8 protein-coding genes are annotated in these 16,443 nt (G+C 36.7%); 3 read left to right on the top strand and 5 right to left on the bottom strand.

Annotated features, from left to right (window positions below; all coding sequences use genetic code 11):
* Positions 1-321 precede the first annotated feature (321 nt).
* The gene (locus tag ACFOUY_RS07425) at positions 322-2,751 is read right to left on the bottom strand and encodes a bifunctional YncE family protein/alkaline phosphatase family protein (RefSeq protein ID WP_378959856.1); all 2,430 of its coding nucleotides are present in this window, start codon (positions 2,749-2,751) and stop codon (positions 322-324) included.
* A 525-nt stretch (positions 2,752-3,276) separates the two neighbouring features.
* Here ACFOUY_RS07425 and ACFOUY_RS07420 point away from each other — a divergent pair.
* The 3 genes from ACFOUY_RS07420 to ACFOUY_RS07410 all read left to right on the top strand — a co-directional run bounded on the left by ACFOUY_RS07420 (position 3,277) and on the right by ACFOUY_RS07410 (position 8,681).
* Positions 3,277-5,193, top strand: coding sequence for a sialate O-acetylesterase (locus tag ACFOUY_RS07420; RefSeq protein ID WP_378959855.1), 1,917 nt, complete (start codon positions 3,277-3,279; stop codon positions 5,191-5,193).
* Between the two features lie 24 nt (positions 5,194-5,217).
* A complete protein-coding gene (locus ACFOUY_RS07415; RefSeq protein ID WP_378959854.1) occupies positions 5,218-7,419 on the top strand; it encodes a glycoside hydrolase family 52 protein in 2,202 nt (733 codons plus the stop codon).
* Positions 7,420-7,619: 200 nt separating this feature from the next.
* The gene (locus ACFOUY_RS07410) at positions 7,620-8,681 is read left to right on the top strand and encodes a LacI family DNA-binding transcriptional regulator (protein WP_378959853.1); all 1,062 of its coding nucleotides are present in this window, start codon (positions 7,620-7,622) and stop codon (positions 8,679-8,681) included.
* 55 nt (positions 8,682-8,736) lie between these two features.
* Here the strand turns inward: ACFOUY_RS07410 and ACFOUY_RS07405 are convergent, their stop codons facing one another.
* Genes ACFOUY_RS07405 through ACFOUY_RS07390 form a run of 4 tightly spaced genes read right to left on the bottom strand, consistent with a single transcriptional unit; the run spans position 8,737 to position 16,434 of the window.
* Positions 8,737-9,915 carry a glycoside hydrolase family 88 protein gene (locus ACFOUY_RS07405; protein WP_378959852.1) on the bottom strand — a complete coding sequence of 393 codons (1,179 nt, stop codon included), beginning with the start codon at positions 9,913-9,915 and terminating at the stop codon, positions 8,737-8,739.
* A gap of 27 nt (positions 9,916-9,942) precedes the next feature.
* Entirely contained in the window at positions 9,943-12,066 is a 2,124-nt protein-coding gene (locus ACFOUY_RS07400; RefSeq protein WP_378959851.1) for a polysaccharide lyase family 8 super-sandwich domain-containing protein, read from the bottom strand.
* A gap of 16 nt (positions 12,067-12,082) precedes the next feature.
* Entirely contained in the window at positions 12,083-13,549 is a 1,467-nt protein-coding gene (locus tag ACFOUY_RS07395; RefSeq protein ID WP_378959850.1) for a glycoside hydrolase family 28 protein, read from the bottom strand.
* Between the two features lie 17 nt (positions 13,550-13,566).
* Positions 13,567-16,434, bottom strand: coding sequence for a glycosyl hydrolase (locus tag ACFOUY_RS07390; protein ID WP_378959849.1), 2,868 nt, complete (start codon positions 16,432-16,434; stop codon positions 13,567-13,569).
* Between the last annotated feature and the right edge of the window lie 9 nt (positions 16,435-16,443).

Below are 16,443 nucleotides of genomic sequence, written 5' to 3'. Positions count from 1 at the left end.
GGCCTTATTTAGATTGGCATTTCTTTTTTCAAAAACGCATCAAACTCTCCGGATTTACAATAAAACTTAGTTTTTTTGTTCATGTTTATTTCTTCTTGAAGGCCTCCTACATTCAATCCTTCAAGATCCGTTCTAGCGGTTTGATTGGAACTGCAAAGTCTATTTTCAATTTCCTTTACGCTAAATAGCAGATCAGGCTCCTCATATAACCATTAAGAATAATGGCCTGTCTTTCATTAATTCCAGGAATTTTTCGAAAATTAATGACAAGCTTTAGCAGGACGAGACATAGGTTGTTAATTGTTAGAATTGAACAAAATTTTAATCATCATCTTTCTTTTTCTTTTCCAATATAACGAAAGCACTTCTTTTTGGAGCTGGCATTACTGAGTCTTCACCTTTCACTGACTTCCAAATTACGTCATTTAAATCTAAATCAGGAACGGCATCTTCACTGGCAAAATTAAAAAGCTCTGACCTTTTACTACTCTCATTTATAGCTAAATTCCTATTATCCAAGTTAATAGCAGGACGAACAGACATATAAGGTGTAAAGTTTGGTGTGCTTATGAAACATTCGAACAAAGGCACAGCTGCAGCATCATACTGACTCATTGGGGGTAAACCCAGAATCAGTTCCATCGTTCTCAAAAAACCAGAAGTTGAATACATGGTGTGTATTACCGCATTTCGTTTTACATAAGGACCTACTACATAAGCAGGTGAGCGGTGTGCATCAACATGATCCGGACCATTTTGTGCATCATCTTCTAAAATAAATACAACGGATTCCTTCCATACTGAGCTTTTAGAAAGGTGTTCAATAATTCTACCTACTGCTAAATCATTATCTGCTACAGCAGATTGAGGAGAAACCTTTCCTTTTTTCTGACCACTGGTATGGTCATTGGATATTCTCAATGTACTGAACTGTGGTACGGCCTTAGCAACCAATAGTGAATCAAAGTCATGCTCCCATGCATCTGCCCGCACCTGATCGGTGATATCCATATCAAAACCAGGCGAGTTAGGACTCATATGCCCCTTCAAAGATTTTATATTAGCTTTGCCATACTCACCAAATTCTCCGTAGCTTCTGTAAGTGATTCCAGCACGCTGACAATAATCCCAAATAAAACCTCCTTTGGGATAGGTTACAGAACGTCCACCTTCGTAATTTGTGGTTCCGCCTCTGGCACCATAGCTAGTTGGCCATGTTTTTTCGACCACATCCGTTGCGTAGGCCGCCATACTCCAATTATGTCCATCTGCACTAACTTCTGCATCAACATAAAAATTATCTAACAATACATAATTCATGGCCAAAGCATGCTGGTTTGGGGTAATCTTTTTGCCAAATAAGGTAAGAGATGAATCTCCATTGCCTTCCTTTATATCACCAAGTACCTGATCATAAGTTCTGTTTTCCTTGATAATATAAAAAACATGTTTAATAGGAGATTTTTCACCTAATTTCCTGGGAATAGGATTTCCCTCTTCACCATCCGCTAAAATTGTTCGTTGATCGGTAAATGGTGTATTAGCATAAACCTGTTTGGTAAACTCTTTTAATTGAACAAAATTTGGTATTGAGATAAAAGATAAAGTCCCCTTAAACAATCCTGCGATATATTGTAGCTTGTTGTTTGCCGTACTTCCCATCTGGTAGCCACTATTGTCGGCTTTGGATATAGGTTGCGGACCTTGAGGGTTGGCCATAGAAGTATTGCCCTTACCATTAGTTACCAATATTCGGTTGCCCGAAACCTTTACGCTTGTTGGATACCAACCAACTGGAATAAAGCCAGCGCTTTGGCTATAACCAGGGGTACTCACATCAAAAACTGCAAGGCAGTTATTATCAGCGTTGGCAATGTAAAGAGCTTTTTCATTTTTACTCAAGGAAAGACCATTAGTTGTAGAGCCCGTTAGCTGAGTGGCATATAATGTTGTAGAAATGGTTTCTACGACCTTGTTATTTATGGTATTAATTACAGAAACTGTATTATCATTTGCATTTGCTACATAAAGAAAGTTTCCTTTTTTATTTAAAAGTAGTTCATTAGGGTGATCACCAACTTCGATTAGGGAACTAATTTTCTTTTCATTCAAGTCAACTACAGCAACAGAACGACCTCCCCACAAGGAAACATACAATTTATTTTCATCAGCAGACAATTGACAACTATAAGCTATCGCTGGAAGCTGAATCCTGTTTTCTATTATTTTCCCTTTAACATCAATGATGTATAAACTACTGTCTTCCTTTGTCACAGTAAAGAGTTTGGTATTAATTTTATTGACCACTATACCTGCTGGACTAATTTTCGCCTTCGGCCATATCGGACCCAAGAAAATCGTGTCACTTTTACCGAGTTTATTAGCCTGGATATTGAAATCTAAAATTAAATTATCATTCCCGCCAGAAACATAAAGGTGCTTATCATCTTTACTAAAAGCCAAACCATACCAAGATTTCTTTAAAACCACCTCATCAAGAATTTTTTCGGTTTTTGCATCTATCAATTGTACTGTTTGTGTACTTTGACCATTATTGGTAACTGCAATAAATTTCTCCGAACTGCTTAACTGCATATTCAATGGTAAATCACCTAAATCTATTGAATGTCCTGCCGGACTTAGTTTCCAACCATTTGGCAATAAAATTTGATTCCCATTGACTTTTCCAGGTAACTGGGCAAAAACTAATTGAGAAATAGATATGAGAATGATAATTAATTTCAGCTTCATTTAAAATGCTAATTAAAAATATAAATTGCGATAAAAATCAACAATAATCTGATTTCCAACTAATCAAGAGCATATTATTGAATTTGAATTTTTAAGACAAGTTAGTCACACAATATTAATATTGTGTGAACAAACTATAAAATTAAACTTCGCCTGCATTCAAAAAAGATTTGCCCTACGAACAGCATTCTTAGTGCTTCAAAAAAGGCATATTGCTCGCATACCTGTTGGCAGTGCATACTCATATCTGTTATTAAAACATCTATCGCCTGCGTGTTATTTATAATTATTCCCGTAAGCAACTTGTCAGTTAAAATCAGTTCAAAAACACTTAGCATTCTCAACTGGAAACCATAAACAACAAAATTATCAAAATCTAAAATAATGCATTCGTGTACGGTAACTTATATGTTTTTTTATCATTTTTTTACCAACATTCAAATGAGATATTGTATTATTGTATTGATATATTTTTCAAACAATCATATATCTAACCATTTATAAAATCGATACCTCTTTTATCTTATGAAAAAATTAGCTTGTTGTGCCGCCATCTTACTATTATCTTTTATTAACGTAAAAGCTGAAGTTAGGCTCCCACGCTTAGTTAGCAATGGAATGATTTTACAACGCGATCAGACGATTAAAATTTGGGGTTGGGCTGATATTGGAGAAAAAATTACCTTAACGTTTAATAACAAAATCTATAAAACGAAGGCTAATGCAGACCAAAAATGGGCCATAGATATAAAGGCGCAAAAAGCTGGAGGCCCATACAATATGCGCATTAACAACATCGAAATAAAAAATTTACTTTTTGGGGATGTTTGGCTTTGCACGGGGCAATCCAATATGGAGGCCGCAATGGGCAGGGCAAACATTAAAGCAAATTACAGCCAGATTATTCAAAACAGTAATTACCCAGAAATAAGGCAGTTTACGGTTAAACGCGATATGGCTTTTACGCCCATGGAAAATGTAATCAGTGATAGCGGCTGGGTCAGCGTAAATCCTGAAACAATTTTATCCTTTTCTGCAGTTGCATTTTTTTTCGCAAAAGATCTTTATGAAAAATATCAAATACCTATTGGCATTATTAATTCAAGTGTAGGTGGAACCCCTATCCAATCCTGGGTGGACTATAAATCATTAAAATCATTTCCTGGATATGAAAAAATTGCCAAAAGGTTTCAAGACCCTAATGAATTAGCACAAACGTTGAATGCTCATCAATTAAAATCTGAATCCTGGTATAAATCGGTTAAAGAGGATGATTTAGGTTTAAAAGAAAAATGGTTTGAAGAATCCTACCACCCTCAAACAGACTGGAAGGAAATCACGAACCTAAAGCAATTTAATACAGAAAGCGTGGTCTCTAAATATGGGGTAGTATGGTTTAAAACAGAAATGGATATTCCTGCTTCTATGATGGGAAAAACAGCTATTCTTTCATTAGGCATGATGCATACAGAAGATGAAACTTTTGTAAACGGACATAAAATAGGATCGATTAATAGTGGTTATACGGCACGCGATTACAAGGTTAACCCAGGTTTATTTAAAGCTGGAAAAAACAGTATAACCATCCGTTTAACCAGCCCAACAAACGGACTTAGCTTTGATTCAAAAAACAATTACCTGCTTCACTTTGAAAAAGATACCATTACCTTAAATGAGCCTTGGAAATATAAATTCGGAATCGAGAAAGAACTTTTACCAAAAGGCAATGGATTATCCTTGCATACTCCTACTGCCTATTATTATGCAATGGTAAAGCCTTTATCTAATTATAAAATTAAAGGAATATTATGGTATCAGGGTGAAAGTAATATTCCCAAACCTGAAGAATATCAAAGTTTGCTCGGCTCTCTAATTAATCAATGGAGAAAAGACTGGCAAGATCCGATGTTACCTTTTATCTATGTGCAATTAGCCAATTATCTGGCTACGGATAAGGAACCCGAAAACAGCAATTGGGCTTTGCTCAGAGAAGCACAGATGAGATCGCTGGAAATACCGTACACAGCTATGGCTGTAATACACGATATTGGTGAAAAAGATGACCTCCACCCTCGCAACAAATCTGATGTAGGTAAGCGGCTCGCCTTGGGTGCACGAAAAATTGCCTATCATGAAAACATCGTGTTTTCAGGCCCCATTTACAAATCGATAACTATTGATGGAGAAAATGTAGTGATTTCTTTTGATCATGTCGGTTCGGGATTAAAATTTATTGGTGAAAAGTTAAATTATTTCAGCATATCTGATGATGGAAAAAACTTTATACCTGCCAAGGCTAAAATAGTAAACAATCAAGTTGTAGTATGGAATGAGCTCATCAGCAAACCAATTGCAGTTAGGTATGCCTGGGCTGATAGTCCTGATGGAGCAAATCTATACAACCAGGAAGGATTGCCTGCCTCAAGCTTTAAAAGTAACTAAAGGTTATAAAAACAAAATTTAACAATGGATTTTCGTAAAATATTTTTCTGTGCCTTATTGCTCGGTTTTGCTTTAACGCCCCGTGCACAAAGTTTTAAAGTCGATCAAAACTTAATTAGTACACCGTTAACGGACAGCACTAACTTTTCGCTTCTAAACTCGCGTTTAGGAAGCAGGTTCACTTTTTCACTACATAATGAAAACCAGAGCATGCAAACTGGAAGCCTTGGTTTTGACATGGATGAACAGGCTGGGTTACTAATTGCTTTAACCATTAAGGACAAAAACTATTGTTTTAGAACAACGAGACTTCCTAGAAATACCAGCTACTTGAAAAACCAAACACTAAAATTTGGTCCTGCATCCATGGAAATTACTGGAGAAACGCCTGAAGGAATCAAGGTATCATTTACCCTAATTTCTTCTTTTACTTCTTCAAAAGACTTAAATGATACCTCAGCTATCAAAACGCAGATATTTCCAGGCTTTTACATGCAAATCCGAGTTGCTAATGAAAGCCAGAACAATATAGATTGTAAGCTTAAAGTGGCTTTAGCTAAAACACCTGTAAAAAGCTTTAATTTCATGAATCTTGAACCCATTAAACCAGAGAACGCAGAACAAGTGCTTTTCTTTAAAGACAATGCTCATTTCAATAGCAAGCTTGCTTTAGCCGCAGTTAAACCTGCAGCAAAAGGCACCTTCAACGAAGATGGGTTTGGTGGTCTTTTTTATGAATTTAGTCTGGCCCAACAGGCTACAAAAGAGTTATCGCAGGTTTATGCTGCTCATAATGACAGTACTGTAATTGAAGACAAACGCATCAATCAACCTTTAAAATTCTACTACACCAACTATTGGAAAAATATTGGAGCAGTTTTAAAGTATGCCCAGGAAAACTATGAACAAAACATTATCCTGACTCAAAAATTTGAGGATAGCTTAATGGGCAGAGATTTAAGCAGGGAGGAGAAATGGGTTTTGGCTTTAGCCTTTCATACCGATTTGGCCAATACTTTTTTTTTACTTGACAAAAATAAAGAGCCGCGATTTTATGTTTCAGAAGGTAGATTTAAACATTTAAGTACTGTTGACGTAGCCCATGAAACGGAGGTAAATGCAATTTTCTCACCTTGGCGGTTAAAGCTTCAACTTAATCAATGGACAAACTATATTGCCCAGAAGGAAGTACGTGTAGCCGAAAACGCAACACAAAATAAACCAGCTTATCAACAAGGAATGACCTCAGCTGAATATGGCCCCTATTTATATCACGATGTTGGCGATTTACCCTTTGTAAGTGAAACAGCAAACTATAACTATGGCCCACATATGGCTGTAGAAGAAAATACTTCGTTCGTATTACTTTTATATTGGTACTGGAAAATCAGTAAAGACGATGTTTTTGTGAAATCCATGTTGGGTACAGTAGATGTATTACTCCAATCGGTTATAAACCGTGACACCAACGGCAATGGCATAGCAGATAAAGCCTATGGCTGGACCACATACGATGCCAACGAGGCGTTAAAGCTCTCTCCAGACAACACCTTTTTAGGCGCAAAACAGTTAAGTGCCTACGCTGTGGCTGCTGAAATGTTTAGGTCTTTATCAAACAAGGAAAATCACACAAGTTTTGATAATTCAAAAAAAGGTGTTGTAGATGGTGAAGGAATCGGTTATAAAAACTCTGGCATTTCGGTAAATAATGAAGCATTAAGAAATAAGCAGGCTCTTCATCTTGAAAATGAAGCCCGATTAATTCTTAATACTTTAAAAAAAGCGCAGCAAAAATATGGTTTTATACCCGTTAGCTTGGATGAGTCTTTCCCTAAGTGGAAACAGCGTTCGGTTGTAATTGGCGAAGGTTTATTTTTGCCTGGTCTGGCTGGTAGTAAATCGCCTTTGTTGCATGATTTGTCTGAGGTATTAAAAAAAGATTATGCAGCTACTTATCAACAAAGCATAACCGATTATGGCATCAAATTAACGACTGGGGAAGGAACGACATGGTTTAGCAAAACCATTGTAGCTGATGCGGTGGCTTCGCAATGGTATGGAATAAATCATTCTTCTGCGCCCTATATTTACAATTGGAATAAAAATAGTCCTTATGCTTACAATGATGGGTTGCTTAACAAGGGAGAGGTCTGGATTGGCTACTGGTATCCGAGAGGGATTTCGATATTAGCCTATTGGTTATTAAAAGACCCATCAAGAAAGTAACATCCGATTATTTTATGTTTAATAGAGAATAATCAACAAGAGCTGCCTTAAAAAAGGCAGCAAAATCATGCTAGAATTCAAAAACTGAAGGGGTAAATTATCTTATTTATACACTGTAATAAGCTGATTTTTAACCTCAAGTTTTGATTTTTTTTTTTCAAGTAGTAGTAATACTTTTACAAAAGAAAACAAGGGCAAATATGAAAGACAATGTGCTTATAGGTGTGAAGGAAATAGCAAGACAGGCCAATGTTTCTATAGGCACTGTAGATAGAGTTATACACGACCGAACTGGAGTAGCTGAGGTAACCAGAAAAAAGATATTGGCAATCATGAAAGAGCTGGATTACCAACCCAACATCTTGGCGAGAAGATTAGCTTCGAAAAAAGTCCTTCGGTTTGCGACTCTGATTCCAGCAGTATCATCAGAAACTGAATTTTGGGAAGCACCTTTAAAAGGTATTCAGCAGGCAGAAGCGGAAATAAAACAATTTGGAATTGTAATTGATAAATACTTTTATAATCAGAATGATAAGCAATCCTTTGTAGACCAGTCGAAAAAAATTCTTAAAACAAATGTTGATGGGGTGTTGGTTGCGCCGATCTTCATCGAAGAATCTCTGGCTTTTTCTAAATTGTGTAATCTTGCAAAAATCCCCCAGGTTTTTATCAACTCCGACATCCCCAATGAATCCAGACTGAGTTATATCGGGCCGGACTTATTTCAAAGTGGTCATCTTAGTGCTCATATTGTGAACTATTTGGTTGCAAAGCACGATAAGATTTTAATTGTTAATATTTCAAAAGAAATCGACAGCTATCATCACTTACTTAGAAAAGAGAAAGGTTTCATTTCCTATTTTGAAGGTCATGAGAAAGAAGTTCAGATTATAAAAACAGACATTACTCCTGAAACAGATTATGCATCTATCTCTATTAAACTTAGAGTGGTACTAGCAGAACACACGGACGTTAAAGTTATTTTTGTAACCAACTCCAGGGTTTTCTCTGTTGCACAATTTTTGGAGAAAAATGGTTTAAGCCACATCCGTTTGGTTGGATATGACTTTTTAACTGAAAGCATTGCTTATTTAAAAAAAGGTATTATAGACTTCCTGATCTGTCAAAAACCTCAGGAACAAGGCCATAAAGGTATAATGACACTGTATCAGAATTTGGTTTTAAATACCGAAATTGAGGCTACCTATTATATGCCTATTGATATTATAACCAAAGAAAACTATAAATCATACCGTAATTAAAACAGATAAGTCTAGAAATCAAGATTCCTACACCTTATTCTGTAATTGAGACAGGTTATTGAACTGTTAGCTTCTTATATCTCAACAGTGCTTCTAAATAATAATAATCCGCATATACTAGCGGCGTATCGATTTCAGAATTCCCTGGCTTATGTCCTACCGAATGTTTTAAAATAAAATTATTATTCTCCCCAATTTTCGCCGTGTATACTGGCGATGATAAGCTAACAAGCATATCCTCAGCAGTTTTGAAATATAGCTTTTGATTCTTTTTAGAAAAGGTACTCATTTCTAAAAACGCAGATGCAAATACCGCAGCAGCCGATGCATCTCTTTCTTCATTTGGAATATTTGGGGCATTAAAATCCCAATATGGAACTTTGTCTTCAGGCATATTGGGGTGATTAATAATAAAACTGGCGATACCTTCGGCTTGCTTGAGGTATTTTTTATCCTTAGTTTCCCTGTACATTAAAGCATAACCGTACATCGCCCAAGCCTGTCCCCTTGCCCAGGCCGAGGAATCAGCTGCCCCTTGATGTGTTTTCTTTCTGAAGACTTTTGTGCCTGGCAAATAACACACCACATGGAAACTACTATAATCTTTTCTAAAATGATGCTTAAGTGTATTATCAGCATGTTTTATTGCAATATCTCGCAGTTTTTTATCTTTTGTCTGTTTAGCAGCCCAACACAAAAACTCAAGATTCATCATGTTATCAATAATTACTGGGTACTCGCAATCGGCATGTTTATCCCACGACTTAATTAATCCGTAAGCAGGATCAAATCTGGTAGATAATGAATTTGCACCAGTAACCATAGGTTCTATATATTCATTATTTTGTGTTATCCTGTACCCATTACCATAAGAGCAGTACAGCATGAATCCTAAGTCGTGGGTTCTGGTATTATATTTCTCCTTGTCCAGGGCTCTAGTCCATCGATCTGCAGCCGTTTTCCATTTTTCTGCTCCAGTGTATTCATATAAATACCACAAAGAACCACCAAAAAAGCCACTGCACCACCAATCTGAAGTTCTATTATCAGCCTCACCGTTCTTTTTTGTTGATTGTGGAAACTGCGTTAAATCTTTGTGGGTTGCCAGCATTCCTTCATATTGCTTGGCCGCAATGCTAAATTGTTTTTCTACATCTATTAAAGGTTTATTTTGTGCCCTGCCACTGGTGACTTTAAATAAAATTAGGATAAAGAGTAAAGTTATTTTTTTCATTATTTTGGTTAGTTGATTGTTGTTAATTTATTCGAATTGAAAGCTTACGCTTTTTCCTTTATCACTGCCATTTGGAAAGCTTATCGATCGTTCTTCATTTTCCTTTACCCATTGCGAATTAAAACTGAGCTTAACCTGCGTTAAAGTCTGCGTAGGATCTGCCACATACACAGTTGGGGTTGTGGTTGAGGTATTTTTGATTAGTACGATACACGCCCTATCAACTTTAAGCGAAAAATTAGGTCCATTTAAAATTCCTGGCTCATGAAAAACTGCCTGAAGCATATTTAGAGCATTATTTTTCACCGCCTGAATGGCGCCATCGTTTGATAGTATTTCTACATCCGCATAGGGTTTCAGCATATCTTTTTCGCTTACACCGGGACGGACAATATAGGCGTAGGAATCATCAGCAGGATCTAGGCCATGCTCAAACCATAACTTAAACACTTTCCCTTTAACCTGCTCTTTTGAACGGTTTAGATTAATTAACGACCAACTACCTTTTTGAACCTGGTTGCTTAATTTTAGCTTACCTCCTTTAGGAAAGTAATAGCCGACACTATCATGCCATATCCATTTAAGATCCATTGAGCTAAGTGTATTATCAACAGAAATGAATTTGTTATTGGCCAATGCCTTAACTCTACCTTTTTGCCAGGCCTGATTAACTGTTGTGGTAATCGCTTCTTTAGCAAAGCTATTAATAGCTGCGCCAAGGCAAACAACTTCTCCATCGAAGAAGAACCATGCTTTTTTCGCCGTTACTTCATTGTAATTGAGCTGATATGCGGATGCGCCATAAACGCCGTCACTCACCCCACCAACAAAAACACCAACACCTCTTTCTCCCCATTCTATTGTAAGCTTTTGATCAATGGGATAATCTCGCCCTGTAACGCCTGGTATTTTATCCCATTCCCAAACGGGCATGATGTTAAAATATTCCTGCCCGCTTCTCTGGATATTGGTAGAACCATCTGGTAAAAATTTAGCAAGCAAATTTTCTTTATTGCCAGCTTCCGCCCTGACGGTTCGTTTGGAAACAGACCGAAGATTAAATGAATAAGCTGAGCGGTTATGCACCGTATAATCTGCTTTCCAAAAATGGATGTGTGCAGGCTTAATCATAAAAGACGGCGCTTCTTTCTGCATGATGCGTTTCTGCGCAGCCCCTAAAGCAAGTGCATTTTCGGGGTTAACTTTTTCTACCAAAGCTAGCAAGGCATTAGGTCCTCCCTTTGCAGTAATATCTATTTTATCTAAAACATCATTCCTGGAAACCCCTCTACCTTCTGTGTTGAAATCTATATACCGACCCCTTATGGTTTTTAAAAAGGTTTCATTTAAGTAATGGTCGAGAATTTTTACTTTCTCAGAAGACAATGCATAACTGGTACCCAGTAACCAGGAAGCAACCTTATATTCTCCGTTTAGGAAAACTTGTCCGTAGCTGGCGATTTGTAATTGCGGGCCGTGCTGCAGATAAGAATAATCCTTTTGTAATCCTTCTCTATTATCGAGCGTAATTGGTAAAAATGCCTGATGAACTGCCGAATCCATTAATGCTTTGTCTTTTGTTAAAGATGCCCTGTAAATAATATGCGTCGCTATATCAAGCTTATTGGCACCAATCGCTTTAACCACATTCCCCTGCTCCATGCTTTTTAGCAAGGAATCTTGTAGAGAGGTAGGTAAAATTCTGGTATTTTTCAAGAGCAATAAAATTTCTCCAATTGTGGTAGGAGATGCAATATCATTCTGAAACCAATTATTACTTTTAGGATTTTTAGCTAACCAATATCGCAGTGCCTTAACCGTGAGCGATTCCAATTTGGAGTTTTTCTCTATACCCTGGCCTTTCAAAGCCAGGGTTAAAGAAAATTGCTTCACTCTTTTTAAATGTAAAAGTGGTTCCCAACTGGTTTCGGCTACCGAAGAATAATTAATGGCAGGCCAATAACCTTCCCCGGTAATATCTGAAATATACTTTTTTACATCTTGATTTAGTTTCTCTGGCTCTACCTCAGCTTTTAAGTAATCATTTATTCTCGATTCAATAAGCGCAAATTCATCCTGACTATATGAAAACTTTGCGCCCAAGGTTAGGACAAGCAAGAGGACGCAAAACTTATGTAAAAAGCAGCTCATTTTGGCTAAAGGAGATTTAGTTAACGCTTACATTTGTCGATTTGTAAGTATACAATAGTTTTTTCTGTTCTATTTGTTCAAACTTCATCTTTTTAAGCAATGCATTGTGCACGTCATCCATCACGATAGGTAACCTGTAATCTTTTTTCTCTGCCTTTAAATTAATGTTTGAAAAGTTAATGTTCTTTGCATGTCTGACATAAATCCCCCAGGCTGGAACTTCTTTAAACATTGAAAACTCGGGATAACCAGCAGGAACTTCTGGTATGTTATCTAATTTGTCTAATGCTACAAAGGCCATAAACTTGCTTCCTCCACCTGGATAAGAAATGTCGAAATTGCTGAAGGTAACATCCTCAATATATTGACCTGGCAGGCCAGCAATAATTATTGGGGAAATATTTCTTGGCATATCTTCTATAGGTCCCTCGTAATCATAACCTGTATCGGCTTTACCGAGTGGCACATCTGCTACAACGTTTTTAATTAAAATTCGCTTCAAAGTAGATTTTTTACCCGCAAGCCTTTCTCCCAATCTTAAAAAGATAACATTACCTGTATTGGTACTTTTTAAACCATCAACAACGATATCTTCTAGAAAACCTCCATCTACACTTTGTAAAGCAATTGCCGAGCGATAGGTGTTATAAACTGTATTATTAATGATTTTTATGTTTTTAAAACCGCCTTTACCTGCCGTGCCTAATTTAATACCATTGGCGCTGGTTCTGACAATGTTGTTTTCGATAAGTATATTGTTGCAATAAAATTTTTCATTGTGTGACTTTAGACAAATCCCATCATCTGCCGCATTTATATTATTATTGGTTATAATAACATTATCACAATCAACCACATCAATACCATCACTATTCCAGAAAGCCACGTTATTAACCGTTATACTATCTATAACTAATTCTTTACAGCGTTCGTAAGTCTGCAGCCAGCAGGCCGAATTTTGCAATATGATCTCTTTAATGTTCACATTTTTACAGCCATAGAAATAAATCACCATTGGTCTGATTGATTCGCGAGTACGATCATACTTTAATATATCTTCTATTAAACCTGCGTTTGCATATTGTATGGAGTTATTAGCCAAGGCTCTACCCTGACCATCAATCATACCTTTGCCAGTAATTCCTACATTTTCTAAATCCCTGGCGTGAATAAGGGCCGTATTTCCGATTCTATCGTAATCGAATGGATTGGTTGAACCCAGTAATACTGCGCCTTCTTCGAGTTGCAAGGTTACATTCGATTTGAGATGAATAGAGCCTGTTAGGTAACGACCTACATAAAATATCAATCGACCGCCACCTTTTTTATTAATATAATCTATAGCAAATTGAATAGATCTGGTATTCATGGTCAGGCCATCTGATTTGATATTAAAAAAAGATGCTTTATAATCTTTTGCTGATACCGCCAGCGACTGTATAAAAATAAACAGAATTAAAATTATTGTTTTTTGATGCCTCATAATTTTTATGTTTTTATTTAAAATAAATTTACCGGACCAATTAGCCCCATTGATTGAAGTGGTTGTTCTTTTCCTTTATTATTTGTCCAATACTGTGCTGTAGTGTTTTCAGTTAGAGACTTCATATAATTCACCATAACAGTGGTAACTTTAACTTCGATATGATTTGGGCCTGCTTTCAGTAGGTTTTTAACGAGATAAGCCCTGCGCCCGTACCAGCTTACACCTAAAGTTTGTCCGTTTACGATGAGTGTTGAAATCCCACTTACCTTTCCTAAATCCAGATAAGAGAAATCTGTAGGATTCGAGACCTCCAGTGTATACTTGTAAGAAACCGTACCTGCAAAATGCATGAGTTGAGGTACATCTTTTAAATCAGTAAGCTTTAGCATTTCCTGGCTTTTAGATGTTCCATGCATAGCTTTGAGCTCTATTTGCCAAGGAGATTTTAAGCTGGTTGCATGGTTTGATATTTCGGGGATAGGTTGCCAGTTTTCACCATCTTTATCCTGGTTAAAAACAATGATTTTGGATTCTGCAGGACAGAGTTTTACTTTAAAATTTCTATCCTTCAAATTCAGTTTATATCTATCACCACTTGCTGCATCCCAAATCCAGGCTTGCCTTTTTTCTGTAATTTCGGTTAAAAATGTAGCATCGAGATCGATACTGAGGTGACTACTGGAATTGTTAATGACGAAAACTTCAGCATTATCAGCCTGGTATCTTACCTGTGTTATAAAAGTATTCGGAGCTGCGATTTTTAAGTAGGGTTTAATATTATAATCGTTCTGTACAGTTTTGTACCAATCCTTAAAATTAGATGAGGGTTTAGCTAAGTGTATAAATTGCTTAGGATATTTTTTTAATTCACCTATCCATTTCTGTACCTCCAAATCATTTTGCTCATGATTAAACCAGCCTAAAGATTGCTCAGGATAAGCTTCAATACAAAAAACTCGACCTCCTGATTTAACAAAATCGTATATTTTTTTAGCTGTTTGCGGCGACATACCCTTAACTTCTATTAAGAAAAGTGTATGGTACTTTCTCGAACCATACTTCAGCCAGCCACTCTTAAAGTCAGCATCTGCAATTACCTGTTCAGAAACATAATCGCAAGCATTTCCATTCTGGTGTATAGATTCCCAGATCAACATTTGATAAGGCGGGGTTACCTTATACGGGAAAGGTTCCATTTGTGCTCCAAATCCGCTCCACATATCGCCAGTAGGTGCCATTATTGCTATATCTGCAAAAAAGGTACATTGTTGTAATAATGCAGATTGCCTTGCTCTATAATCGGTATAGTGCTTAAAGTATGGCCACATTGTATTTTGTTCGTTAAAATAACCGCCGTAGGTTATCCAACCAGGAAAGGCTGCATTTTTTGGAGAATAATTAAATCCATGAAAAATGGGATGCGTAATTCCTGAAATGGTACTTTGATCACCCGCAATTTTAAAAAGTTCTAAAGACTCATTAAATACCATATCGGTATTCGTTAGCTCTTCTGAACTGACCAATTTTTTCCCTTTTAAATGGGCTGCCGATGAAACATATTTATTAATCATGGTGTTTCCTCGCCCCAGATGCCAAGGATATTTGGCAAAGTCCTTTTCTGATATTTCTTCACCAATGCCATATTTCATCCAGGTTTCGCCTTCAGGTATGTCCATTCCAAAGCTACCTTCTAAAGGAAAGTGGCCTCTACCATAAGCCTGTGCTCTTGATTTTATTTTATTTTCAGCACACCATTTGCTATAATTATTTGAAAATCTTTCTCGGAAGAGTTCGGCTTTGGTATATTCAAAATCATACCTCATCCTGTTTAACATACGTTCCATTTCTGGGCCAGTCTTCACATTATAGTTTAGGTCGCTTGTATTTCCCATTCTACCCGTTTTAAAAAGTAGAAATGGCAGATAAGGATAAAAATCATATCCTCTTCGTTTTTGAAATTCCAGGCGCATATCACCAGTCCAGTTTGCGCCTTCCATTTCTAAACTATCTACAAAAAAAGAACGGATAGAGCCTGCAAGAGGGCCAATTCTATGTTGAATAGAATCGGTGATTTTGTTTAAATATTTTTGAACGGCTTTTTGATTATAATGATTTAATACTGGCCCGCTACCGCCTGGAGTGCCTTGTATTACTTTCATAAAGCCATTAATCTTTACTAGTGCATGAACAGCGAATTTACCTTCGGGTAAATCAACCTTTATTGCATTGTTGGCTATTTCCGAAGTAACATTTTTAACCTGGTCTATGCTAATCAATGGATCAGGAACAATATTCACCTCCAAAATTTCTGGCTTTCGACCACTATAAGGGCTTAAAGTCGCTGGATCTGCCTCTTTAAAGAGATCAAAAAGAGATATTTCGGTTTTTAAAGGTCCTTGTATTTTTTTAACAGCAACCACGACTACCTGAGCACGTTCTTCGCCTTCTAAAAATTCTGCACCGAATGGAAATCCAGTTCCAGCTAAAAGATCGCAGGTCATATCCAGTTTTTTTGCTTCTTCTAAGGTAAATTTTAAAAGATCTATCCATTCATCACTTAGCCACTCCACTGATGGAATACCCATATTATCGGTATTGGACGGAAATGAAATCGGGCATATTTCAACTCCACCAATTCCTGCTTCTTTTAAGAGTTTAAGCTCTCTAAGCAGTTCTGTTTTTTCGATTTTATTCCCATTCCACCACCAACGAACAAATGGCCGATAAATATTTGATGGGTTTTTAAACAGTTGATATAAATCATTTCCACCATAACTGGCTAAACCACTAACAATTGATCTGGAAAAAGCATTACCATTGAACATTAAAAAACTTGCAGCAGAAAAAATAGCACTCTGCTGTAAAAAAGATTTTCTCTTCATATTTTCCCT

Source organism: Pedobacter jamesrossensis (assembly GCF_042650905.1).
Taxonomy (GTDB): Bacteria; Bacteroidota; Bacteroidia; order Sphingobacteriales; family Sphingobacteriaceae; genus Pedobacter; species Pedobacter jamesrossensis.
Note: the sequence above shows the minus strand (reverse complement) of the source record. Positions and strands in the feature narration are given on the sequence as shown.